Raw genomic sequence first — 24,648 nt, 5'->3', positions numbered from 1 at the left:
CTGCCCATGCCTCCCGAGACCTTCATCGACGAGCAGGACATCGCCATCATCGGCATGACCGGCCGCTTCCCTGGCGCGCAGGACCTCGACACGTTCTGGAGGAACCTGTGCGACGGGAAGGAGTCCATCCGCCCGCTCAGTGACGCCGATCTGGAGAAGCTCGGCGTGGATCCCGCCCTGCGCAAGGATCCGAACTACGTGAAGGCCAGCGCCGCGCTGGAGGGCATGGAGCTGTTCGACGCGGGCTTCTTCGGCTTCACGCCTCGCGAGGCGGAGCTGATGGATCCGCAGCACCGCGTCTTCCTGGAGTGCGCCTGGCAGGCCCTGGAGCACGCCGGCTACGCGCCGGACCGGTACGACGGGGCCATCGGCGTGTTCGCGGGCGCCTCCACGAACACGTACCTCATCTACAACCTCGTGCCCAACGCGGACCGGCTCGGCGCGCTGGACATGGTGCAGATGGACATCGGCAACGGCGGCGACTTCCTCAGCACCCGCGTCGCCTACAAGCTGGACCTGCGCGGCCCCAGCTACTCCATCCTCAGCGCGTGCTCGACGTCGCTCGTGGCCACCCACGTGGCCTGCCAGAGCCTGCTGAATGAAGAGTGCGACATGGCGCTGGCCGGCGGCGTGTCCATCCAGGTGAAGCACCCGGAGGGCTACCCGTACATCCCCGGCGGCATCGTGTCCCCCGACGGCCACTGCCGCGCCTTCGACGCCAAGGCGGAAGGCACCGTGTTCGGCAGCGGCGCGGGCGTGGTGGTGCTCAAGCGCCTCAAGGACGCCCTCAAGGACGGCGACTTCGTCCACGCCGTCATCAAGGGCACGGCCATCAACAACGACGGCGCTCACAAGGTGGGCTACACCGCCCCCAGCGTGGAGGGCCAGGCGGCCGTCATCGGCGAGGCGCTCGGCGCCGCGGGCGTGGAGCCAGAGACGATCGGCTACATCGAGGCCCACGGCACCGGCACCCAGATGGGCGACCCGATCGAGATCCGCGCCCTCACCAAGGCGTTCCGCTACAAGCCCGGCACCCCGCGCGCGGCGAAGATGCGCTGCGCCATCGGCTCGCTCAAGAGCAACATCGGCCACCTGGCCAACGCCGCCGGTGTCTCCAGCCTCATCAAGGCCGTGCTCACGCTCGAGCACAAGAAGCTGCCGCCCAGCCTGCACTTCGAGAAGCCGAGCCCCGAGATCGACTTCGCCAACAGCCCCTTCTACGTGAACACCACGCTGGCCGACTGGCAGGCGCCCGCCAACGCGCCGCGCCGCGCCGGGGTCAGCTCCTTCGGCGTCGGCGGCACGAACGCCCATATCGTGCTCCAGGAGGCCCCCGCCGTGGCGGCTCCGGCCGCGTCCCGGCCCGTGCAACTGCTCGTGCTCTCGGCCAAGTCCGAGGCGGCGCTCGAGGCGGCCACCGACAACCTCGCCCAGCACCTCCAGGCGAACCCCGGGCTCAACCTGGCCGACGTCGCCCATACGCTCCAGGTGGGCCGGCAGGACATGGCCTTCCGCCGCGTGGTGGCGTGCCGCGATACCGCCGAGGCCGTGAACGCCCTGCGGACGCGGGACGCCGAGCGCGTCTGGACCGGCTCGCCCACCGCGCAGGACCGGCCGGTGGCGTTCCTCTTCCCCGGCCAGGGCTCGCAGTACGTGGACATGGCGCGCGAGCTGTACGCCTCCGAGCCCGTGTTCCGCGAGCACCTGGACGCCTGCGCCACGCAGCTCCAGCCGCACCTCGGGTTGGACCTGCGCAAGCTGCTCTACCCCGAGCAGGCCCAGGCCGAGGACTCCGCCCGGGCGCTCACCCGCACGGGCATCGCCCAGCCGGCGCTCTTCTCCATCGAGTACGCGCTCGCCCAGTTGTGGATGTCCTGGGGCGTGAAGCCCAAGGCGATGCTCGGACACAGCATCGGTGAGTACGTGGCCGCCTGCCTCGCCGGGGTCTTCGAGCTGCGCGATGCGCTCGCGCTGGTCGCCGCCCGCGGGCAGTTGATGCAGGAGCTGCCCGCCGGCTCCATGCTGAGCGTCCAGCTCCCCGAGCAGGAGCTGCGGCCCCTGCTGGGCGCGGAGCTGTCCGTGGCCGCCGTCAACGCACCGGCCTTCACCGTCGTCGCCGGGCCCACTCCCGCCATCGAGGCGCTCCAGGAGAAGCTCAAGGACCGCGGCGTCAACGCGCAGCGGCTGCACACGTCCCACGCCTTCCACTCGGCGATGATGGACCCCATCCTCGCGCCCTTCACCGCGCGCGTGCGCCAGGTGAAGCTCAACGCGCCGAAGCTTCCCTTCGTCTCCAACGTCACCGGCACGTGGATCAACGCGGCCCAGGCCACCAGCCCCGAGTACTGGGCCACGCACCTGCGCCAGGCCGTCCGCTTCGCCGATGGCCTCAAGACGCTGGCGCAGAAGCCTCAGCAGGTGCTGCTCGAGGTGGGCCCCGGCAACACGCTCGCCTCCCTCACCCGGCAGCAGCCCCCCCAGGCCGAGCGCATCGTGCTGTCCTCGACCCGCCACCCGCGTGAGCAGGTCTCCGACGAGGCCGTGCTGCTCGGCACGCTGGGCCGGCTCTGGCTCAGCGGCGTCAGCCCCGATTGGAAGGGCTTCTACGCCCGCGAGAAGCGCCGCCGCCTCCCGCTGCCCACCTACCCCTTCGAGCGCCAGCGCTACTGGATCGACGCCCGGCCCTCCGGCGCGGCTCCGCGTCCCGCCGCCTCCGCCGAGAAGAAGCGCGACGTCGCCGACTGGTTCTACGTGCCCTCGTGGAAGCGCACGCCCGCGCCGCGTCCCGCTGTGCAGGGCTCCTCGAAGACCTCCAGCCGGGGCTGGCTGCTCTTCGCCGATGCGGGCGGAGTGGCGGACGCGCTCGCGCCCAAGCTGGCCCAGGCGGGTCAGCCCGTCATCCGCGTCATCCCCGGGGAGTCGTTCGGCCGCCGCGCCGATGGCACCTATACGCTCGACCCGCGGAAGCGTGAGGATTACGCCGCCCTGCTCCAGGCGCTCCAGACGCAGGGCCAGCCCTTCGACGGCGTGGTGCACCTGTGGGGCGTGACGCCCGAGCCCGTGTCCCTCGAGCGTTCGCTGGACACCGGCTTCTACAGCCTGCTGTTCCTCGCGCAGGCAATGGGCGCCCAGGGCCGCTCGGAGCCGCTCGCGTGGTGGGTGGCGTCCAACGGCGCCTGCAAGGTGGAGAGCTCGGACGCGCCCGCGCCCGAGAAGGCGACGCTGCTCGGCCCGTGCCGCGTGGTGCCCCAGGAGTACCCGCACATCACCTGCCGCTTCGTGGACGTGGCCTCGGGCAACGCGGCCACCGTGGCGGGCCAGCTCCTCGCGGAGCTCGAGTCCGGCGGCACCGAGCCCGTCATCGCCTGGCGCGGACGTCAGCGCTGGGTGCAGACCTTCGAGCCGCTGCGCCTGGAGGCCGACGCCGCTCCCCTGCGGACGCTGAAGGAGCAGGGCGTGTACCTGCTCACGGAGGGGCTCACGGGCATCGGCCACGCGCTGGCCGGTGAGCTGGTCCGGACGTGGAAGGCCCGGCTGGCGCTGGTGGAGGGCAAGGACTTCCCGCCCAAGGCCGAGTGGACCCAGTGGCTGTCGAGCCAGGGCGCGCAGGACGCCATCAGCCGGAAGATCCAGGCCGCGCAGGCGCTGGAGAAGGCCGGGGCCTCGGTGCTGGTGCTCGGTGCGGACCTGACCGACGAGGGCCAGATGCGCCAGGCCGTCACGCGGACCCTGGAGCACTTCGGCGGCATCGACGGCGTCATCCACGCCGCGGGCGGCCTGCGTCAAGGCGCCACGCTCGGAACCATCCAGGAGACGGGCTCCGCCGAGTGCGCCTCGCACTTCGCCCCGCAGGTGCACGGCCTGCGCGTGCTGGAGAAGGTGCTCCCGGCCGAGGGGCCCGCGTTCTGTCTGCTGGTCTCCTCGCTGTCGTCCATCCTCGGCGGCCTCGGGCAGGTGGTGCACGCGGCGGCCAGCCAGTACATGGACACCTTCGCCGAGCGCCGGAGCGAGGCCGGTGCCTTCCCGTGGCTCAGCGTGGACTGGGACGCCTGGCAGTTCGAGGAGGCGCCCTCCATGTCGGCCATGAGCCCGGCCCTGGCGCGGTACGCCATGCAGCCGCAGGAGGGACTCGAGGCCGTCCGCCGCATCCTCACCCAGGCTCCCGGCGGGCAGCTCGTGCTCTCCACGGGTGACCTGGAGGCCCGCCAGCGCCAGACGTCGAGCCCGTCCCAGGCCCCGGGTGCCTCGGGCAAGAAGGCCGCCACGTCCCAGCACGCGCGGCCCTCGCTGGCCACCACCTACGTGGCGCCCCGCACGGACCTGGAGCGGACCGTCGCCGCGGTGTGGCAGCAGGTGCTCGGCATCGAGCAGATCGGCGTCAACGACAACTTCTTCGAGCTGGGTGGGCACTCGCTGCTCGCGACACAGCTGCGCAACCAGCTCCACGCCGAGCTCAAGGTGGACCTGCCGCTGCGCGGCCTGTTCGAGACCCCCACCGTGGGCGCCACCGCCGCGAAGATCGAGCAGGAGCTGCGCAAGAACGCCGCGGCCTCGGAGAAGCCCATTGGCGAGCGGCTGCGCGCCGCGTTCCCCACCGAGCGCCAGGGCATCATGGAGGACTACCTCCAGCGGAAGATCGCCGCGGGCCTCCGCCTCACCGTCGAGCAGCTCCCCGCCGACGGCAGCCTCAAGAGCTACGACCTGAACCTGCTCGGCGCCGAGGTGGAGTACAGCCTGCGGCAGGACTTCAAGTTCCAGCTCTACCCGCATGAGATCCAGGAGCACGCCGCCATCCCCGCGCTGGCCCGCTACCTCCTGGCCGAGATGGAGCGGCTGGCGAACCCGGCGAAGTACGTTTCCGACAAGCCGCTGTCGGCGTACACGCTCAAGCCCTACCGCGTGCACGCGGAGGGTGGCGCGTCCCGGCCGCAGGGCAAGCGCAAGAACCCGCCCATGGTGTTCGTGCACTCCAGCCCGCGCGCCGGCTCGACCCTGTTCCGCGTGATGCTCGCGGGACACCCGAAGCTCTTCTGCCCGCCCGAGGTCAACCTCCTGTTCTTCGAGAACATGCGCGAGTGGCGCGAGAACATCGGGTTCGGCCACGAGATGGAGTGGACCACCGGCGGCCTCCAGTGGGCCTTCATGGAGCTGATGGGCATCGACTCCGCCGCGGGTCAGGCGCTCGTGGACAAGTTCGTCGCCGAGAACACCCCGGCCCAGGAGATCTTCGCCAAGCTCCAGGAGCTGTCCGCCCCGCGCCTGCTGGTGGACAAGACGCCCTCGTACGCGCTGGATGCCGGGACGCTCTGGCGCTCGGAGGAGATGTTCGATCAGCCGAAGTACATCTTCCTCTACCGCCACCCGTACCCGGTGATGGAGTCGCTGCTGCGCGTGCGCTTCGACCGGCTCTTCGGCCCCAGCCTCTTCGGTGACGCCGAGGTGGATCCGCACGTGGTCGCCGAGACCGTCTGGGCGCTCTGCAACCGGAACCTGATCGACTTCTTCTCGCGCGTGCCGAAGGAGCGCGTCCTCTGGGTGCAGTACGAGCAGCTCGTGCGCGAGCCCACCCCGGTGATGACCCGCGTGTGCGAGTTCCTCGAGATTCCCTTCGACGAGCGCGTGGTCCAGCCGTACGACGGCAAGAAGGAGCGCATGATGGGCGGTCTGGGAGACCCCAACATCCTCCAGCACAAGGGCATCGAGAAGGGCCTCGGCGAGAGCTGGAAGAAGATCAAGTGGCCGCGTCCGCTGGATCCCTCCACGCTCGAGCTGGTGGCCCGGCTCGGCTACGAGGTGGAGCAGGCCGCTGCGCCGCCGAAGCCCGCCGAACCCAAGCCCGCCGCCAAGAAGGCCGTCACCGCGGAAGAGGCCGAGAAGCTCCTGGCGAACATGGAGCAGCTCTCGGATGAGCAGGTCGCGGAGCTGCTCGCGGTGCTGGAAGCCGACAAAGAGAAGGCCTGAGCCATGTCCACCCCCGATGACAAGCGCGCATTGCTCGCGCAGCTCCTGAAGGAGAAGGCCCAGAAGGCGAAACAGGCGCCCCTGTCCTTCGCGCAGGAGCGCATGTGGTTCCTCTACCAGTGGAACCCCACCAGCGCGGCCTTCAACATGCCCGGCGCCGTCCGCCTCTCGGGCGAGGTCGACACCGAGGCGCTGCGGCGGGCGCTGCAGGAGCTGGCGCGCCGTCACGAGACGCTGCGCACCACCTTCTCCGACCAGGACGGGGGCTTGAAGCAGCTCGTCGCGCCCTCGCTGGAGATTCCGCTGTCCGTGGTGGACCTGCGGGACGTGCCGGAAGGCGAGCGCGAGCAGAAGGCCCGCGAGCACACCACCGCCGAGGCCCGGCAGACCTTCGATCTCACCAAGGGTCCCCTGCTGCGCGCCGCGCTGCTGCGGCTGGCCGAGCGCGAGCACGTGCTGCTGCTGAGCATGCACCACATCATCTCGGACGGCTGGTCCCTAGGAGTGCTCGTCCGCGAGCTGGCGGCGCTCTACGCGGCCTTCGTCCAGGGACAGCCCTCGCCGCTGAAGGCCCTGCCGCTCCAGTACGCGGAGCTCGCCTCCTGGCAGCGCGAGGCGCTCCAGGGCGAGGCGCTCGAGACGCAGCTGTCCTGGTGGCGCGAGCGGTTGGATCCCAACGCCATCCTGGAGCTGCCCACCGACCGGCCCCGTCCCACGGCGCTCAGTCCCCATGGCGCGCGTCAGACGGTGATGCTGCCCCTGGCGCTCACCCAGACCCTCAAGTCCCTGGGCCAGCGCGAGGGCAAGACGCTCTTCGTCACCCTGCTCTCCGCCTTCGAGGTCCTGCTCCACCGCTACACCGGGCAGGAGGACCTGGTGGTGGGCACTCCCATCGCCGGCCGCAACCGCTCCGAACTGGAGGGGATGATCGGCCTGTTCATCAACACGCTGGCGCTGCGCACGTCGCTGTCCGGTAGGCCCTCGTTCCGCGAGCTGATGGGCCGCGTCCACCAGACGACCGTGGACGCCTTCGCGCACCAGGAGCTCCCGTTCGAGCGGCTGGTGGACGCGCTCAAGCCCGAGCGCCGGTTGAGCCACAGCCCGCTCTTCCAGGTGATGTTCATCCTGCAGAACGCGCCCATGCCCCCGCTCCAGGCGCCGGGTCTGGTGATGGAGTTCCAGCAGCCCGAGACCGGGACGACCAAGTTCGACCTGACGCTGATCGCCACGGAGCTGCCCGAGGGCCTGCGGCTCGTCGCCGAGTACAGCACCGACCTCTTCGAGGCCGGGACGATCTCCCGCCTGCTGGAGCACTTCCAGACGCTGCTGTCCGGCATCGCCGCCAACCCCGAGCAGCCGATCAGCACCCTCCCGCTCCTCCCCGAGCCGGAGCGACGGACCGTGCTGGCCGACTGGAACGGCGCCGCCACCCCCTACCCGCGCGACGTCTGCCTGCACCAGCTCATCGAGGCCCAGGTGGAGCGCTCGCCCGAGGCCGTGGCGCTCACCTTCGAGGGGCAGTCGCTCACGTACCGGGAGCTGGATGCCCGCGCCAACCAGCTCGCCTGGCACCTGCGCTCCCTCGGCGTCGGCCCCGAGTCGCGCGTGGGCCTGTGCCTGGAGCGCTCGCTGGAGATGGTCGTCGCCCTGCTGGCCACCCTCAAGGCCGGCGGCGCCTACGTGCCCCTGGATCCCGCCTATCCCCAGGAGCGCATCTCCTGGATGCTCGAGGACGCCAGCCCCACCGTGCTGCTGGTGCAGGAGCGGCTGCTGCCGCGGCTGCCGTCCCAGGGCGCCCGCGTGGTGTGCCTGGACTCGGGTTGGGCGGACATCTCCACGCAGCCCCGCCACGCGCCTCCGGCCCTGGCCAGCGCCAACAACCTCGCCTACATCATCTTCACCTCCGGCAGCACCGGCCGCCCCAAGGGCGCCATGAACGAGCACCACCCCGTGGTGAACCGGCTGCTCTGGATGCAGGACGAGTACAAGCTGGGCCCCCAGGACGTGGTGCTGCAGAAGACGCCCTTCAGCTTCGACGTCTCCGTGTGGGAGTTCTTCTGGCCCCTCATGCAGGGCGCCCGGCTGGTGCTCGCGAAGCCCGGCGGCCATCAGGACCCGGACTACCTCGCGCGCCTCATCTCCGAGCAGCGCGTCACCACCCTGCACTTCGTCCCCTCCATGCTGAAGGTGTTCCTGGAGGAGCCGAACCTGGAGCGCTGCGCGTCACTCAGGCGCGTGGTGTGCAGCGGCGAGGCCCTGCCCGTGGAGTTCCAGGATCAGTGCCTCCAGCGGCTGCCCTGGGCCGGGCTGCACAACCTCTACGGCCCCACCGAGGCCGCCGTCGACGTCACCTACTACGCCTGCCAGACGCGCGAGGCGCAGCGCTCGGTGCCCATCGGCCGCGCCGTGGCCAACACCTCCATCCGCATCCTGGATGCCCAGCTCCAGCCGGTGCCGGTGGGCGTGTCCGGCGAGCTGTACATCGGCGGCGTGCAGGTGGGCCGCGGCTACCGCGCCCGTCCGGACCTCACCGCCGAGCGCTTCATCCCGGATCCCTTCAGCGCCTCGCCGGGTGCCCGCATGTACCGCACCGGTGACGTGGCCCGGTGGCTCGCGGACGGCAACATCGAGTACGTGGGCCGCGCCGACTTCCAGGTGAAGATCCGCGGCTTCCGCATCGAGCTGGGGGAGATCGAGACGCTGCTGGCCCAGCACCCGTCGGTGCGCCAGGTGGCGGTGGTGGCGCGCGAGGACCGGCCCGGCGACAAGCGCCTGGTGGCGTACGTCGTGCCCATGATGCCCACTGCCCCCACTTCCCCTCTCCCTCCGGGAGAGGGACGGGGTGAGGGTGCCGGGGCCCCCGGGTTGAACCCCGCCGAGCTGCGCACCTTCCTCCAGTCGCGCCTGCCCGAGCACATGGTGCCCTCGGCCTTCGTGGCCCTGGAGAAGCTCCCGCTCAGCCCCAACGGCAAGCTGGACAGGAAGGCACTCCCCGCTCCGGAGCTCGGCGTCCAGAGCGCGGGCCAGCCCTTCGAGGCGCCTCGCACCGGGGTGGAGCAGCTCATCGCCGGCATCTGGAAGGAAGTCCTCCAGGTGGAGCGCGTGGGCCTCGATGACCCCTTCTTCGCGCTGGGCGGCAACTCGCTGCTCGCGCTCCAGGTGCACCGCCGCCTCAAGGCGGGCCTGGGGACCGACCTGGCCCTGACCCAGCTCTTCCAATACCCCACCGTCCGCGCCCTGGCGGAGCGGCTCTCCAAGCAGGACACCGCTGCCCAGGACTCGGCCCAGGCGGGCCGCGCCCGCGCCGAGGCCCGCAGGATCCTCACCCGCCGCGTGAGCGGAGCGCGTGGACGCACGGATTCGAACGACGACGGAGACGACTCGGATGTCTGAGCAGCACGAAGAGGTGGAGCGCATCGCCATCGTCGGCATCTCGGGACGCTTCCCGGGGGCACGCGACCTCGACACCTTCTGGGACAACCTCCGGCGTGGCGTCTCCGCCCGGCGCGAGCTGACGGACGCGGACATGGACGAGGCCGGGGTGCCCCGTGCCCTGCGCGAGCGCCCGGACTGGGTGCGCGCGGCCTACGTGCTCGAGGACGCCACGCACTTCGACGCGGGCCTCTTCGGCTACAGCCCGCGCGAGGCGGAGCTGATGGATCCGCAGCAGCGCATCTTCCTGGAGTGCGCGGTGGAGGCGCTGGATCACGCCGGGTACGACCCCGAGCGCTTCACCGGCGCCGCCTCCGTGTTCGCCAGCGTGAGCCTCAGCTCGTACCTGATCCGCGCGCTGATGCGGCGGCCGGACCTGATGGAGAGCGCGGGCACCTTCGGGCTGATGGTGGCCAACGACAAGGACTACGTCGCCACGCGCATCTCGCACCGGCTCAACCTGCGCGGCCCGAGCTTCACCGTGCAGACGGCGTGCTCCAGCTCGCTGGTGGCCATCCACCTCGCCTGCCAGAGCCTCATGTCGGGCGAGAGCGACCTGGCGCTCGCGGGCGCCTCCTCGGTGTCCTTCCCCCAGACGGGCGGCTACCAGTACCAGCCGGGGATGATCCTCTCGCCGGACGGCCACTGCCGCGCCTTCGACGAGCAGGCCCAGGGCACGGTGCGCGGTGCCGGCGCGGGCATCGTGGTGCTCAAGCGCCTGTCGGACGCGCTGCGGGACCGGGACACGGTGCACGCCGTCATCCTCGGCTCGGCGATCAACAACGACGGCTCCTCCAAGGTGGGCTTCACCGCCCCCAGCGTGGAGGGCCAGACGGCCGTCGTCTCCGAGGCCCTGGCCATCGCCGGGGTGGAGCCGGAGGACATCCAGTACATCGAGGCCCACGGCACGGGCACCTCCATTGGAGACCCCATCGAGGTGGCCGCGCTCAACCAGGCCTTCGGCGGCAACCGCGTGGGGACGCGGCGCTGCGTGCTCGGCTCGCTCAAGTCGAACATCGGCCACCTGGACGCGGCCGCGGGCGTGGCGGGCGTGGTGAAGACGGTGCTCGCCCTGAAGAACCGCACCCTGCCGCCCACCGCGCACTTCAAGCGGCCCAACCCGAGCATCGACTTCGACGGCGGGCCCTTCTACGTCACCGGCGAGGCGCTCCCCTGGGACACCGCCGGCAAGACGCGGCGCGCGGGCGTCAGCTCCTTCGGCATCGGCGGCACCAACGCGCACGTGGTGCTGGAGGAGGCTCCCGCCCAGGCCCAGGCCACGCCCTCCAAGCGGCCCATGCACGTGCTGGCGCTGTCGGCGCGAAGCCCGGCCGGTCTGGACGATGCCACCTCGCGGCTGGCCGCGCACCTGGAGCGCAACCCCGGCGCCGACCTCGCGGACGTGGCGTACACGCTGCAGGTGGGCCGCCGTCCCCAGGAGCACCGCCGGGTCCTGCTGTGCCGTGACACCCAGGACGCGCGAGTGGCGCTGGAGGCGGAGCTCGAGCGGCGCGCGCTCAACTCCTCGGGCGTGGAGTCCAAGCGGCCCGTGGTGTTCCTCTTCCCGGGCCAGGGCGCCCAGCACGTGCGCATGGGCCAGACGCTCCACGAGACGGAGCCCGTGTTCCGCAAGCACCTGGATGCGTGCTGCGAGGGGCTGCTCCCCCACCTTGGCCGGGATTTGCGGACGCTGCTGTTCCCCGCTCCGGGCGCCGAGCAGGAGGCCGAGGCGCTGCTCCAGCAGACGCGCTTCACCCAGCCGGTCCTGTTCGCCATCGAGTACGCGCTCGCGCGGCTGTGGATGGCGTGGGGCATCGAGCCGGAGGCGATGATCGGCCACAGCCTGGGCGAGTACGTGGCCGCGTGCCTCGCGGGCGTCTTCTCCCTGGAGGACGCGCTCGCGCTGGTGGCGGCGCGCGGGCGGCTGATGGACTCGGTCGCGCCGGGTGCGATGCTGTCCGTCAGCCTGCCGGAGCGGGAGCTCACGCCGCTGCTGCCCGCCGGCGTGTCGATCGCCGCGGTGAATGCCCCGTCGATGCTGGTGGCCTCCGGAACGCCGGAGGGCATCTCCGCGCTGGAGGCCACGCTCACCGGCCGCGGCGTGGAGACGCGCAGGCTGCTCGTCTCCCACGCCTACCACTCGGCGATGGTGGAGCCGGTGCTGGAGTCCTTCGCGCGAGAGCTGGCCCGCGTGCGCCTCTCGCCCCCGAAGCTGCCCTATGTGTCCACGCTGACGGGCACCTGGGTGACGGCGGAGCAGGCCACGGACCCGCGCACCTGGGTGCGCCACGTGCGGGAGACGGTCCGCTTCCATGAAGGGGCGGCGCAGCTGCTCGCCCGGCCGGAGCGCATCTTCCTGGAGACGGGCCCGGGACAGGGGCTGTCGACGTTGATCCGCCAGAGCGCCTCGGCGGGAAGCAACCCCACGGCGCTGCTGAGCCTGCCGCTGCCTCGCGAGGCGCAAAACGCCGTCCTCCACGTGACGAACACGGCCGCGCGCCTGTGGCTGGCGGGAGCACGCATCGAGCTGGCGCGGATGTACGGGAAGGAGCCGCGCCGCCGCCTGCCGCTGCCCGGCCAGCCGTTCCAGCGCGAGAACTACGACATGCTGCGCGGCCTCCCCGCGGACGCCTCGCGGCCCCTGGTCCCCCTGGCCACGGACGCGGGAGCGGAAGCACGAGGCGTGGAGCTCTCCCTGCCCGTCTGGCGGCGCACGGCGGCGGGCGCGACGCCTCCGCGGCTCGACGGCCAGCGCTGGCTCGTCGCCGGGGGTGACGACTCCCTGTCCGCCCAGGCCGCCGAGCGGCTGCGCGCCGCGGGCGCCGAGGTGGACACCCTGGCCGTGGGAGGCCAGCCCGAGAGCCTCCAGGAGCGGCTGGCCGCGCTCTGTGCTGACGGGAAGCGGCCGGCTCACATCGCCTGGCTCTGGCCCCTGGCCACGGACGCCCGCGAGGAGCTCATCACCCAGGGCCTGCTCGCCGCCGCCCGCGCCATGGGCCCCGGAGCCATCTCCCAGCCCGTGACGCTCACCGTGGTCACCCGGGGAGCACAGGACGTGACGGGCGAGGAGCCCCTCGATGCCTGGCAGGCCACCGCGACGGGGGTCTGCCGGGTCCTGCCGCTGGAGTACCCGGGCCTGCGCTGCCGCACCATCGACGTGAGCCGCCCTCCGGAGGACGCGGGCGCGGCCGCCTGGATGGACCGGCTCGTGGCGGAGCTGGGCGCGGACGATGCGCCCGTGGTGGCGCTGCGCGGCCCGTACCGGTTCATCGAGGGCTACGAGCCGCAGCCCGCTCCGAAGGCGCCCGCCGCACCGGCGCCACTGAAGGAGGGAGGCGTCTACCTCATCGCGGGAGGCCTGGGACGCATCGGCCTGTCGCTGGCGGAGCAGCTCGCCACCGCGGTCCGGCCCAGGCTGGTGCTGCTCTCGCGCCGGGCCCTCCCCGCCCCCGAGGAGCGGGACGCTTGGCTCGCGGGGCACGGCGCCGAGGATGCCGTGTCCCGCTCCATCGAGCGCGTGCGCGCACTGGAGAAGACCGGAGCCCAGGTGCTCGTGCTGCGGGCGGACCTGGGAGACCCGGGCCAGGTCGAGCGCGCCCTGCAGGCGGCGGAGAGCCGGTTCGGCCCGGTGGACGGTGTGTTCTTCGCCGCGGGCACGAGCGGGACGGCCGCGCGGACGCCCGTGTCGGAGGCGACGCCCGAGGCGTGCGCCCCGGTGTTCCAGGGCCGCCTGCGCGGGTTGATGCACCTGGCCGAGGCCCTGAAGGGACGCCGCCCGGAGTTCGTGGTGGTGCACTCGTCGCTCACCTCGGTGCTGGGAGGCGTGGGCTGTGCGGCGCTCGCGGCGGCCCATGCCGGCATGGACGCCTTCAGCGCGCACCAGGCCCGCGTGCCGGGCACCCGCTGGTACACCATCGACTGGGACGTCTGGGGCGTGGGCACGGGCTTCCGGCCCGAGACGGTGATCGCCCAGGACGAGGGCTTCCGGCTCCTGCTCGGCCTGCTGGCGTCGCCCACGGGTGGGCGGTGGCTCGCCGTGAGGGGCTCGCTGGAGGCCCGGCGGCGGACTCCGGCGGCGGCCGGGAGCACCGCGGAGAAGGCGGGCCACCGGCATCCGCGCCCGTCCCTGGCCAATGCCTACGTGGCCCCTCGCGACGAGAACGAGCAGACCCTGGCCGGCATCTGGCAGGAGCTGCTCGGGCTCGAGCAGGTCGGCATCACCGACAACTTCTTCGAGCTCGGCGGCCACTCGCTGCTGGGTGTGCAGATCATCGCGCGCGTCCGGGAGACCTTCCAGGTGGAGCTCCCCCTGCGCGCGCTCTTCGATTCACCGACCGTGGAAGTCATGGCGCTGACCATCGTGCAGACACGAGCCAGCGAGACCGACACCTCCACATTGGAAGCACTGCTGGCCGAGCTGGAACAGTCATGAACGATCTTTCCAAGCGAATCGCCAATCTTCCGCCCGAGAAGCGCGCGGAGCTGCTGAGGCGGTTGGAGCAGGCGGGCAACAAGGTCTCCCGGCCCAGCACCCGCGTGCGCGAGCCGGGGCGTCCCCTCCCGCTGTCGTTCTCGCAGCAACGGCTGTGGCTGCTGTACCAGTTCGAGCCGCGGAGCGTGGCGTACAACCTGCCCCAGATGCTGCGCATCCAGGGCCCGTTGGACACGGACCTGCTGGAGCGCGCCCTGCGCAAGGTGGCGGAGCGGCACGAGTCCCTGCGCACCACGTTCCGGGCCGGCACCGAGGGCCCCGAGCAGGTGGTGGCGCCCTCGGCCAGCCTCCAGTTGGAGCGCGTGGACCTGACGGGCCTGCCCACCGAGCGCCGCGAGGAGGCGCTCCACGAGCAGGCGCACGCCGAGGCGAGGCGGCCGTTCGATCTGGGCACCGGGCCCCTGCTGCGCGCGAAGGTGATCCGGCTGGCCGGGCAGGACCACGTGCTGCTGGTGGTGCTGCACCACATCATCACGGACGGGTGGTCCTTCGGAGTGCTCGCGCGCGAGCTGCTCGCGAGTTACGACGCGCTCGCGTCGGGCAAGGTGCTGGCGCTCCCGCCGCTGCCGGTGCAGTACCCCGACTTCGCGCTCTGGCAGCGAGAGCGGCTCCAGGGCCCCTTCCTCCAGGAGCAGGTGGACTGGTGGCGCAAGCAGCTCGAGGGCGCTCCCACGGCCCTGGAGCTCCCCACGGACCGTCCCCGTCCCCCGGCGCTCTCCGGCCGGGGCCAGGAGTACCCCTTCGCCCTGTCGCGCGAGCTCTCGGAGGCGGTGCGCGCGTTCGCGACGCGTGAGGGCGCGAGCAGCTTCATGGTGCTGATGGCCGCGTTCCACGTGCTGCTGTCGCGCTACGGCGGGCAGGAGGACATCTGCGTTGGAACGCCCGTCGCGGGGCGCAGCCACGCGGAGCTGGAGGGGCTCATCGGCTTCTTCATCAACACGGCCGTGGTGCGCTCGCGGCCGGTGGGAAGCAAGCCGTTCCGGCAGTTCCTGAAGGAGGTGCGCGAGACGGCGCTGGGCGTCTTCTCGCATCAGGAAGTGCCCATCGAGAAGCTCGTCGAGGAGCTCCGTCCGGCACGAGAGCCGGGCCGCAATCCGCTCTTCCAGGTGGTGCTCGCGCTCCTGCCCCAGCAGGGCGCGTCCATGAACGTCGCGGGGCTGGATGTGCGCATGGTCCCGATCACCTCGGGCGCCTCCACCTTCGAGCTCACCGTGTTCCTGACGGAGCGCCCGGACGGGTTCTCCGGACGCATCGAGTTCAGCACCGACCTCTTCGAGCCGGCGACGATCGCCCGCATGGCCGAGCACCTGCAGGTGCTGCTGGCCGCCGCGGTGGCCTCGCCCGGCACGCCCGTGTCCCGCCTGGCGCTGCTCTCCGAGGCCGAGCAGCACAAGGTGCTGGTGGAGTGGAATGACACGCGCGTGGACTACCCGCGCCAGGCCTGCATCCACGAGCTGTTCGAGGCCCAGGCCGCCCGTACTCCGGATGCCCTCGCCGTGCAGTTCGAGGGCGCCTCCCTCACCTACCGCCAGCTCGACTCGCGCTCCAACCAGCTGGCTCACCACCTGCGCCACCTGGGCCTGCGGCCCGGCACTCCCGTGGCCCTGTGCGTCGAGCGCTCCCTGGAGATGGTGGTGGCCACCCTCGCCATTCTCAAAGCTGGCGGCGCCTACGTCCCGCTCGACCCCTCCTACCCCCGCGAGCGCCTGGAGTTCATGCTCCAGGACGTCCAGGCGCCCCTGCTGCTGGCCCAGCGCCACCTCGCCGAGCGCCTGCCTCCCAACGACGCCCGCCTCGTGCTGCTGGATGCCGAGTGGCACCTCATTGCCCAAGAGAGCCAGGAGCCCGTGCGCTCCGGGGTGACGTCCGAGGCGCTGGCCTACGTCATGTACACCTCGGGCTCCACCGGCCGGCCCAAGGGCGTGTGCATTCCTCACCGGGGCGTGGTGCGCCTCGTCATGGGCAGCAGCTTCATCCGCTTCGGCCCCGACGAAGTCATGCTGCAGCTGGCCCCCATCTCCTTCGACGCCGCCACCCTGGAGCTGTGGGGCAGCCTGCTGCACGGCGGCAAGCTCGTCGTCTTCCCCCCGCACGCTCCCTCTTTCGAGGAGCTGGGACTGGCCCTGCGCCAGCACGGGATTACCACCCTGTGGCTCACCGCCGCCCTCTTCGACCAGATGGCCCTCACGCAGCCCGAGGCCCTGGGGCATGTGCGCCAGGTGCTCGCCGGTGGTGACGTGCTGGCGCCCGAGCGCGTCAAGGCGCGCCTGGCCCGCGGCCTGCTCGTCAACGGCTACGGCCCCACCGAGAGCACCACCTTCGCCACCACCCACGTGCTCTCGCGTCCCGAGCAGGTGGGCCACTCCGTCTCCATCGGCCGCCCCATCTCCAACACCCAGGTGTACGTGCTGGACGAACGGCTGCAGCCAGTGCCCACCGGCGTGCCCGGCGAGCTCTACATCGGCGGCGACGGCCTGGGCTGGGGCTACCTGAACCGCCCGGAGCTCACGGCCGAGAAGTTCGTTCCCCACCCCTTCGCCACTGCCCCTGGCGAGCGCCTCTACCGCACCGGAGACAAGGTGCGCTGGCTGGCCGATGGCACCCTGGACTTCCTGGGGCGCCTGGACTCCCAGGTGAAGGTGCGCGGCTTCCGCATCGAGCTGGGTGAAATCGAGTCCGTGCTCGACAAGCACCCCGCCGTTCGCCAGTCCGTCGTCATCGCTCGCGAGGACAGCCCCGGCGACAAGCGCCTCGTGGCCTACGCCGTGCTCTCGCACGAGGTTCCCACCGCCGAGCTGCGCTCCTTCCTCGAGGAGCGCCTGCCCCGCTACATGGTGCCCTCGGCCTTCGTGGCGCTCGAGCAGGTGCCCGTCACCCCCAACGGCAAGGTGGACCGCAAGGCCCTGCCCGCCCCGGAAGCCATGGGCTCCGACGCCGGGTACGTCGCCCCGCGCACGCCCACCGAGGAGCAGCTCGCCACCCTCTGGGCCGAGGTGCTCTCCGTGCCTCGCGTGGGTGCCGAGGACAACTTCCTCGACCTGGGCGGCCACTCCCTGCTCGCCACGCAGGTGATCTCCCGCGTGCGCACCGGCTTCCAGGTGGAGCTGCCCGTGCGCGCCCTCTTCGAGGCCCCTACCCTCTCCGCGCTCGCGCGGAAGATCGACGACGCACTCGCCCAGCAGACCCGGAGCACGTCCCAGGTGCCGGCGCTGCGGCCCGCCCCGCGCACGGGTGAGCTTCCGCTGTCGTTCGCGCAGCAGCGCTTGTGGTTCCTCGACCAGCTCGAGCCCGGCAGCCCCTTCTACAACATCCCCTCGGCCACCCGGCTCTCCGGCCCGTTGGACACCGAGGCCCTCCGCCGTGCCATCGCGGAGCTCGTGCGCCGTCACGAGTCCCTGCGCACCACCTTCGCCACCCGTGACGGCCAGCCCGTGCAGCGCATCGCTCCGGCCCTCGAGGTTCCACTCGACCTCCAGGATCTGCGGGACGTGCCCGCCGCCGAGCGCGAGACCCGGGCCCGCGAGCTGGCCCGCCAGGAAGCCCTGCGCCCCTTCGCGCTGGCCCACGGCCCGCTCCTGCGCACCTGCCTGCTGCGCCTGAGCGCCGACGAGCACGTGCTGCTCGTCACCCAGCACCACATCATCTCCGATGGCTGGTCCATGGGCGTGCTCGTGCGCGAGGTGGCCGCGCTCTACGCCACCTTCGCGTCCGGCCAGCAGCCGGCGCTTCCGCCCCTGTCCATCCAGTACGCCGACTTCGCCCTCTGGCAGCGCTCGTGGCTGCAGGGCGAGGTGCTCGACGCCCAGCTGGGCTATTGGAAGCAGCAGCTCGCCGGAGCGACGCCCCACCTGGAGCTGGCCACCGACAAGCCGCGTCCTCCCGTCCAGTCCTTCCGCGGCGCCCTGCACGCCTTCCTCCTCCCGCCCGCGCTCACCGAGGCGCTCACCGCCACCAGCCAACAGCACGGCGTCAGCCTCTTCATGACGCTGCTGGCCGGCTTCCAGGTGCTGCTGCACCGCTACTCGCACCAGGACGACATCTCCGTCGGCTCGCCCATCGCCGGCCGCCGCAACACCGAGCTCGAAGGCCTGATCGGCTTCTTCGTCAACACGCTCGTCCTGCGCTCGCGCATCTCTCCCGAGGCCTCGTTCCGCGACCTGCTGCTGCAGGTGCGTGACACCACCCTGGGCGCCTACGAGCACCAGGACATCCCCTTCGAGAAGCTCGTCGAGCAGCTCCAGCCCCAGCGCGATCCCAGCCGCTCGCCGCTCTTCCAGGTCCTGTTCGCCCTGCAGAACATGCCGGTGCCGAAGCTGACGCTGGGTGGACTCGAGCTCTCCCCGCTGGAGCTCGACGGTGGCGTCTCCAAGTTCGACCTGTCCCTCTTCATGCAGGAGACCCCGCGCGGACTGCGCGGCTTCTTCGAGTTCAGCACCGACCTATTCGAGCCGGCGACGATCGCCCGCATGGCCGAGCACCTGCAGGTGCTGCTGGCCGCCGCGGTGGCCTCGCCCGACACGGCGCTCTCACATCTGCCGCTCCTCACCCAGGCCGAGCAGAACAAGCTGCTGGTGGAGTGGAACGACACGCGCGTGGACTACCCGCGCGAGGCTTGCATCCACGAGCTGTTCGAGGCCCAGGCCGCCCGTACTCCGGATGCCCTCGCCGTTGAGTTCGAGGGCACCTCCCTCACCTACCGCCAGCTCGACTCTCGCTCCAACCAGCTCGCCCACCACCTGCGCCACCTGGGCCTGTGGCCCGGCACTCCCGTGGCCATGTGCGTCGAGCGCTCCCTGGAGATGGTGGTCGCCACCCTGGCCATCCTCAAGGCCGGTGGCGCCTACGTCCCGCTCGACCCCGCCTACCCCCGCGAGCGCCTGGAGTTCATGCTCCAGGACGTCCAGGCCCCCCTGCTGCTGGCCCAGCGTCACCTCGCCGAGCGCCTGCCTCCCAACAACGCCCGCCTGGTGCTGCTGGATGCCGAGTGGCACCTCATCGCCCAGCACAGCCAGGAGCCCGTGCGCTCCAGGGTGACGTCCGAGGCGCTGGCCTACGTCATGTACACCTCGGGCTCCACCGGCCGGCCCAAGGGCGTGTGCATTCCTCACCGGGGCGTGGTGCGCCTCGTCATGGGCAGCAGCTTCATCCGCTTCGGCCCCGACGAAGTCATGCTGCAGCTGGCCCCCATCTCCTTCGACGCCGCCACCCTGGAGCTGTGGGGCAGCCTGCTGCACGGCGGCAAGCTCGTCGTCTTCTCCCCTCGCGCCCCCTCCTTCGAGGAGCTGGGACACGCCCTGCGCCAACACGGGATTACCACCCTGTGGTTGACGGCCGCGCTCTTCGACCAGATTGCCCTCACGCAGTCCGAGGCGCTCTCTCATGTGCGTCAGGTGCTCGCCGGTGGTGACGTGCTGGCGCCCGAGCGTGTCAAGGCGCGCCTGGCCCGAGGCCTGCTCGTCAACGGCTACGGGCCCACCGAGAGCACCACCTTCGCCACCACCCACGTGCTCACCCGTCCGGAGCAGGTGGGTCACTCCGTCTCCATCGGCCGCCCCATCTCCAACACCCAGGTGTACGTGCTGGACGAGCGGCTGCTCCCGGTGCCCACCGGTGTGCCCGGCGAGCTCTACATCGGCGGCGACGGCCTGGGCTGGGGCTACCTGAACCGCCCGGAGCTCACGGCCGAGAAGTTCGTTCCCCACCCCTTCGCCACTGCCCCTGGCGAGCGCCTCTACCGCACCGGCGACAAGGTGCGCTGGCTGGCCAATGGCACCCTGGACTTCCTGGGCCGCCTGGACTCCCAGGTGAAGGTGCGTGGCTTCCGCATCGAGCTGGGTGAAATCGAGTCCGTGCTCGACAAGCACCCCGCCGTTCGCCAGTCCGTCGTCATCGCCCGCGAGGACCGGCCCGGCGACAAGCGTCTCGTGGCCTACGTGGTGCCCAGGTCCTCCACTTCGCCCACTTCCCCTCTCCCTCCGGGAGAGGGACGGGGTGAGGGTGCCACGGACCCCGGGTTGAACCTCGCGGAGCTGCGCGGCTGGCTCGAGCAGCAACTGCCCGGGTACATGGTGCCGTCGGCCTTCGTGGTGCTCGAGCAGGTTCCCGTCACGCCCAACGGCAAGGTGGACCGCAAGGCCCTGCCCGCTCCGGAGACCACGCTCTCCAGCGCCGGGTACGTCGCCCCGCGCACGCCCACCGAGGAGCAGCTCGCCACCCTCTGGGCCGAGGTGCTCTCCGTGCCTCGCGCCGGTGCCGAGGACAACTTCTTCGACCTGGGCGGCCACTCCCTGCTCGCCACCCAGCTCGTCTCCCGCGTGCGCACCAGCTTCCAGGTGGAGCTGCCCGTGCGCGCCCTCTTCGAGGCCCCTACCCTCTCCGCGCTCGCGCGGAAAATCGACGAGGCGCGCGGTGTCCCGGCCGGGAACGCGCCGCGAGCGCCCGCACTGCGGCCCACGCCGCGCACGGAAGACAGCCCGCTGTCCTTCGCCCAGCAGCGGCTGTGGTTCCTCGACCAGCTCGAGCCCGGCAGCCCCTTCTACAATGTCCCCCTGGCCCTGCGGCTCTCCGGACAGGTGAACACCGAGGCGCTGCGCCAGGCCTTCGAGGCCCTCGTGCGCCGTCACGAGTCCCTGCGCACCACCTTCGCCTCCCGCGAGGGCCAGCCCGTGCAGCTCATCGCTCCGGCCCTCGAGGTTCCGCTCGACCTCCACGACCTGCGGGACGTGCCCGCCGCCGAGCGCGAGGCGCGGGCCCGTGAGCTGCTGCGTCAGCAGTCCCTGCGTCCCTTCGACCTGGCACATGGCCCGCTGCTGCGCACCTCGCTGCTACGTCTGGCCCCGGATGACCATGTGCTGCTCGTGGCCATGCACCACATCGTCTCCGACGGTTGGTCCACGGGTGTGCTGGTGCGCGAGGTGGCCGCGCTCTACGCCGCCTTCGCTTCCGGCCAGCAGCCGTCGCTTCCGTCCCTGCCCATCCAGTACCCTGACTTCGCTCACTGGCAGCGCTCGTGGCTGCAAGGCGAGGCGCTCGACGCACAGGTGCGTTACTGGAAGCAGCAGCTCTCCGGAGCGCCGCCCCACCTGGAGCTGGCCACCGACAAGCCTCGTCCTCCCGTGCAGTCCTTCCGCGGTGCCCTGCACACCTTCGTGCTTCCGCGCGCGCTCTCCGAAGCGCTCACCGCCACCAGCCAACAGCACGGCGTCAGCCTCTTCATGACGCTGCTGGCCGGCTTCCAGGTGCTGCTGCACCGCTACTCGCGCCAGGACGACATCTCCGTCGGCTCGCCCATCGCCGGACGGACCCGCGCCGAGCTGGAGGGCCTCATCGGCTTCTTCGTCAACACGCTCGTCCTGCGCTCGCGCTTCTCTCCCGAGGCTTCCTTCCGCGACCTGCTGCGGCAGGTGCGTGACACCACCCTGGGTGCCTACGAGCACCAGGACATCCCCTTCGAGAAGCTCGTCGAGGAGCTTCAGCCCCAGCGCGATCCCAGCCGCTCGCCGCTCTTCCAGGTCATGTTCGCCCTGCAGAACATGCCGATTCCCGAGCTGAAGTTGGGAGGGCTCGAGATCTCGCCCCTGGAGTCCGAGGGAGGCATCTCCAAGTTCGACCTGTCTCTCTTCATGCAGGAGGCTCCGGAAGGGCTGCGCGCGAGCCTGGAGTACAACACCGACCTCTTCGAGCCGGCGACGATCGCCCGCATGGCCGAGCACCTGCAGGTGCTGCTGGCCGCCGCGGTGGCCTCGCCCGGCACGCCCGTGTCCCGCCTGGCGCTGCTCTCCGAGGCCGAGCAGCACAAGGTGCTGGTGGAGTGGAATGACACGCGCGTGGACTACCCGCGCCAGGCCTGCATCCACGAGCTGTTCGAGGCCCAGGCCGCCCGTACTCCGGACGCCCTCGCCGTTGAGTTCGAGGGCGCCTCCCTCACCTACCGCCAGCTCGACTCGCGCTCCAACCAGCTCGCCCACCACCTGCGCCACCTGGGCCTGCGGCCCGGCACTCCCGTGGCCATGTGCGTCGAGCGCTCCCTGGAGATGGTGGTCGCCACCCTCGCCATTCTCAAAGCCGGCGGCGCCTACGTCCCGCTCGACCCCGCCTACCCCCGCGAGCGCCTGGAGTTCATGCTCCAGGACGTCCAGGCCCCCCTGCTGCTGGCCCAGCGTCACCTCGCCGAGCGCCTGCCTCCCAACGACGCCCGCCTGGTGCTGCTGGATGCCGAGTGGCACCTCATTGCCCAGCACAGCCAGGAGCCCGTGCGCTCCGGGGTGACGTCCGAGGCGCTGGCCTACGTCATGTACACCTCGGGCTCCACCGGCCGGCCCAAGGGCGTGTGCATTCCCCACCGGGGCGTGGTGCGCCTCGTCATGGGCAGCAGCTTCATCCGCTTCGGCCCCGACGAAGTCATGCTGCAGCTGGCCCCCATCTCCTTCGACGCCGCCACCCTGGAGCTGTGGGGCAGCCTGCTGCACGGCGGCAAGCTCGTCGTCTTCCCCCCGCACGCCCCCTCTTTCGAGGAGCTGGGGCTCGCCCTGCGCCAGCACGGCATTACCACCCTGTGGCTCACCGCCGCCCTCTTCGACCAGATGGCCGCCACGCAGTCCGAGGCCCTGGGGCACGTGCGTCAGGTGCTCGCTGGCGGTGACGTGCTCGCCCCCGAGCGCGTCAAAGCGCGCCTGGCCCGCGGCCTGCTCGTCAACGGCTACGGCCCCACCGAGAGCACCACCTTCGCCACCACCCACGTGCTCTCCCGTCCCGAGCAGGTGGGCCACTCCGTCTCCATCGGCCGCCCCATCTCCAACACCCAGGTGTACGTGCTGGACGAGCGGCTGCTCCCGGTGCCCACCGGGGTGCCCGGCGAGCTCTACATCGGCGGTGACGGCCTGGGCTGGGGCTACCTGCACCGTCCGGAGCTCACGGCCGAGAAGTTCGTCCCCCACCCCTTCGCCACTGCCCCTGGCGAGCGCCTCTACCGCACCGGCGACAAGGTGCGCTGGCTGGCCAATGGCACCCTGGACTTCCTGGGCCGCCTGGACTCCCAGGTGAAGGTGCGTGGCTTCCGCATCGAGCTGGGTGAAATCGAGTCCGTGCTCGACAAGCACCCCGCCGTTCGCCAGTCCGTCGTCATCGCCCGCGAGGACCGGCCCGGCGACAAGCGTCTCGTGGCCTACGTGGTGCCCAGGTCCTCCACTTCGCCCACTTCCCCTCTCCCTCCGGGAGAGGGACGGGGTGAGGGTGCCACGGACCCCGGGTTGAACCTCGCGGAGCTGCGCGGCTGGCTCGAGCAGCAACTGCCCGGGTACATGGTGCCGTCGGCCTTCGTGGTGCTCGAGCAGGTTCCCGTCACGCCCAACGGCAAGGTGGACCGCAAGGCCCTGCCCGCTCCGGAGACCACGCTCTCCAGCGCCGGGTACGTCGCCCCGCGCACGCCCACCGAGGAGCAGCTCGCCACCCTCTGGGCCGAGGTGCTCTCCGTGCCTCGCGCCGGTGCCGAGGACAACTTCTTCGACCTGGGCGGCCACTCCCTGCTCGCCACCCAGCTCGTCTCCCGCGTGCGCACCAGCTTCCAGGTGGAGCTGCCCGTGCGCGCCCTCTTCGAGGCCCCTACCCTCTCCGCGCTCGCGCGGAAAATCGACGAGGCGCGCGGTGTCCCGGCCGGGAACGCGCCGCGAGCGCCCGCACTGCGGCCCACGCCGCGCACGGAAGACAGCCCGCTGTCCTTCGCCCAGCAGCGGCTGTGGTTCCTCGACCAGCTCGAGCCCGGCAGCCCCTTCTACAATGTCCCCCTGGCCCTGCGGCTCTCCGGACAGGTGAACACCGAGGCGCTGCGCCAGGCCTTCGAGGCCCTCGTGCGCCGTCACGAGTCCCTGCGCACCACCTTCGCCTCCCGCGAGGGCCAGCCCGTGCAGCTCATCGCTCCGGCCCTCGAGGTTCCGCTCGACCTCCACGACCTGCGGGACGTGCCCGCCGCCGAGCGCGAGGCGCGGGCCCGTGAGCTGCTGCGTCAGCAGTCCCTGCGTCCCTTCGACCTGGCACATGGCCCGCTGCTGCGCACCTCGCTGCTACGTCTGGCCCCGGATGACCATGTGCTGCTCGTGGCCATGCACCACATCGTCTCCGACGGTTGGTCCACGGGTGTGCTGGTGCGCGAGGTGGCCGCGCTCTACGCCGCCTTCGCTTCCGGCCAGCAGCCGTCGCTTCCGTCCCTGCCCATCCAGTACCCTGACTTCGCTCACTGGCAGCGCTCGTGGCTGCAAGGCGAGGCGCTCGACGCACAGGTGCGTTACTGGAAGCAGCAGCTCTCCGGAGCGCCGCCCCACCTGGAGCTGGCCACCGACAAGCCTCGTCCTCCCGTGCAGTCCTTCCGCGGTGCCCTGCACACCTTCGTGCTTCCGCGCGCGCTCTCCGAAGCGCTCACCGCCACCAGCCAACAGCACGGCGTCAGCCTCTTCATGACGCTGCTGGCCGGCTTCCAGGTGCTGCTGCACCGCTACTCGCGCCAGGACGACATCTCCGTCGGCTCGCCCATCGCCGGACGGACCCGCGCCGAGCTGGAGGGCCTCATCGGCTTCTTCGTCAACACGCTCGTCCTGCGCTCGCGCTTCTCTCCCGAGGCCTCGTTCCGCGACCTGCTGCGGCAGGTGCGTGACACCACCCTGGGCGCCTACGAGCACCAGGACATCCCCTTCGAGAAGCTCGTCGAGGAGCTTCAGCCTCAGCGTGACTCCAGCCGCTCGCCGCTCTTCCAGGTCCTGTTCGCCCTGCAG

4 protein-coding genes (1 of these 4 running past the window's edge) are annotated in these 24,648 nt (G+C 71.5%); all 4 read left to right on the top strand.

What is annotated here, in order from left to right; all coding sequences use genetic code 11:
* Positions 1–6: 6 nt before the first annotated feature.
* Tightly spaced (at most 3 nt apart), the 4 genes in view from NR798_RS19735 to NR798_RS19720 form a layout consistent with a single transcriptional unit that may run on beyond the window.
* On the top strand, positions 7–5,961 hold the full coding sequence (locus NR798_RS19735; RefSeq protein ID WP_375773036.1) for an SDR family oxidoreductase: 5,955 nt from the start codon (positions 7–9) through the stop codon (positions 5,959–5,961).
* A gap of 3 nt (positions 5,962–5,964) precedes the next feature.
* Positions 5,965–9,354 (top strand): amino acid adenylation domain-containing protein, encoded by a 3,390-nt coding sequence (locus tag NR798_RS19730; protein WP_375773035.1) that lies wholly within the window; start codon positions 5,965–5,967, stop codon positions 9,352–9,354.
* A complete protein-coding gene (locus tag NR798_RS19725) occupies positions 9,347–13,825 on the top strand; it encodes an SDR family oxidoreductase (RefSeq protein WP_375773034.1) in 4,479 nt (1,492 codons plus the stop codon). The genes NR798_RS19730 and NR798_RS19725 overlap by 8 nt, the downstream gene beginning before the upstream one ends.
* Positions 13,822–24,648, top strand: the 5' portion of a protein-coding gene (locus tag NR798_RS19720; RefSeq protein ID WP_375773033.1) for a non-ribosomal peptide synthase/polyketide synthase. Its footprint extends 15,609 nt past the window's final position; only the first 10,827 of its 26,436 coding nucleotides appear in the window; the start codon lies at positions 13,822–13,824; its stop codon lies off the right edge, out of view. The genes NR798_RS19725 and NR798_RS19720 overlap by 4 nt, the downstream gene beginning before the upstream one ends.

Source organism: Archangium gephyra (assembly GCF_042230915.1).
Taxonomy (GTDB): domain Bacteria; phylum Myxococcota; class Myxococcia; order Myxococcales; family Myxococcaceae; genus Archangium; species Archangium gephyra_B.
This window is presented reverse-complemented; position numbering and strand designations above follow the sequence as displayed.

Bases quoted from the DNA above. Each gene is read 5' to 3' on its own strand.
- NR798_RS19735 (WP_375773036.1), top strand. From the start codon at position 7: ATGCCTCCCGAGACCTTCATCGACGAGCAGGACATCGCCATCATCGGC.
- NR798_RS19725 (WP_375773034.1), top strand. From the start codon at position 9,347: ATGTCTGAGCAGCACGAAGAGGTGGAGCGCATCGCCATCGTCGGCATC.
- NR798_RS19730 (WP_375773035.1), top strand. From the start codon at position 5,965: ATGTCCACCCCCGATGACAAGCGCGCATTGCTCGCGCAGCTCCTGAAG.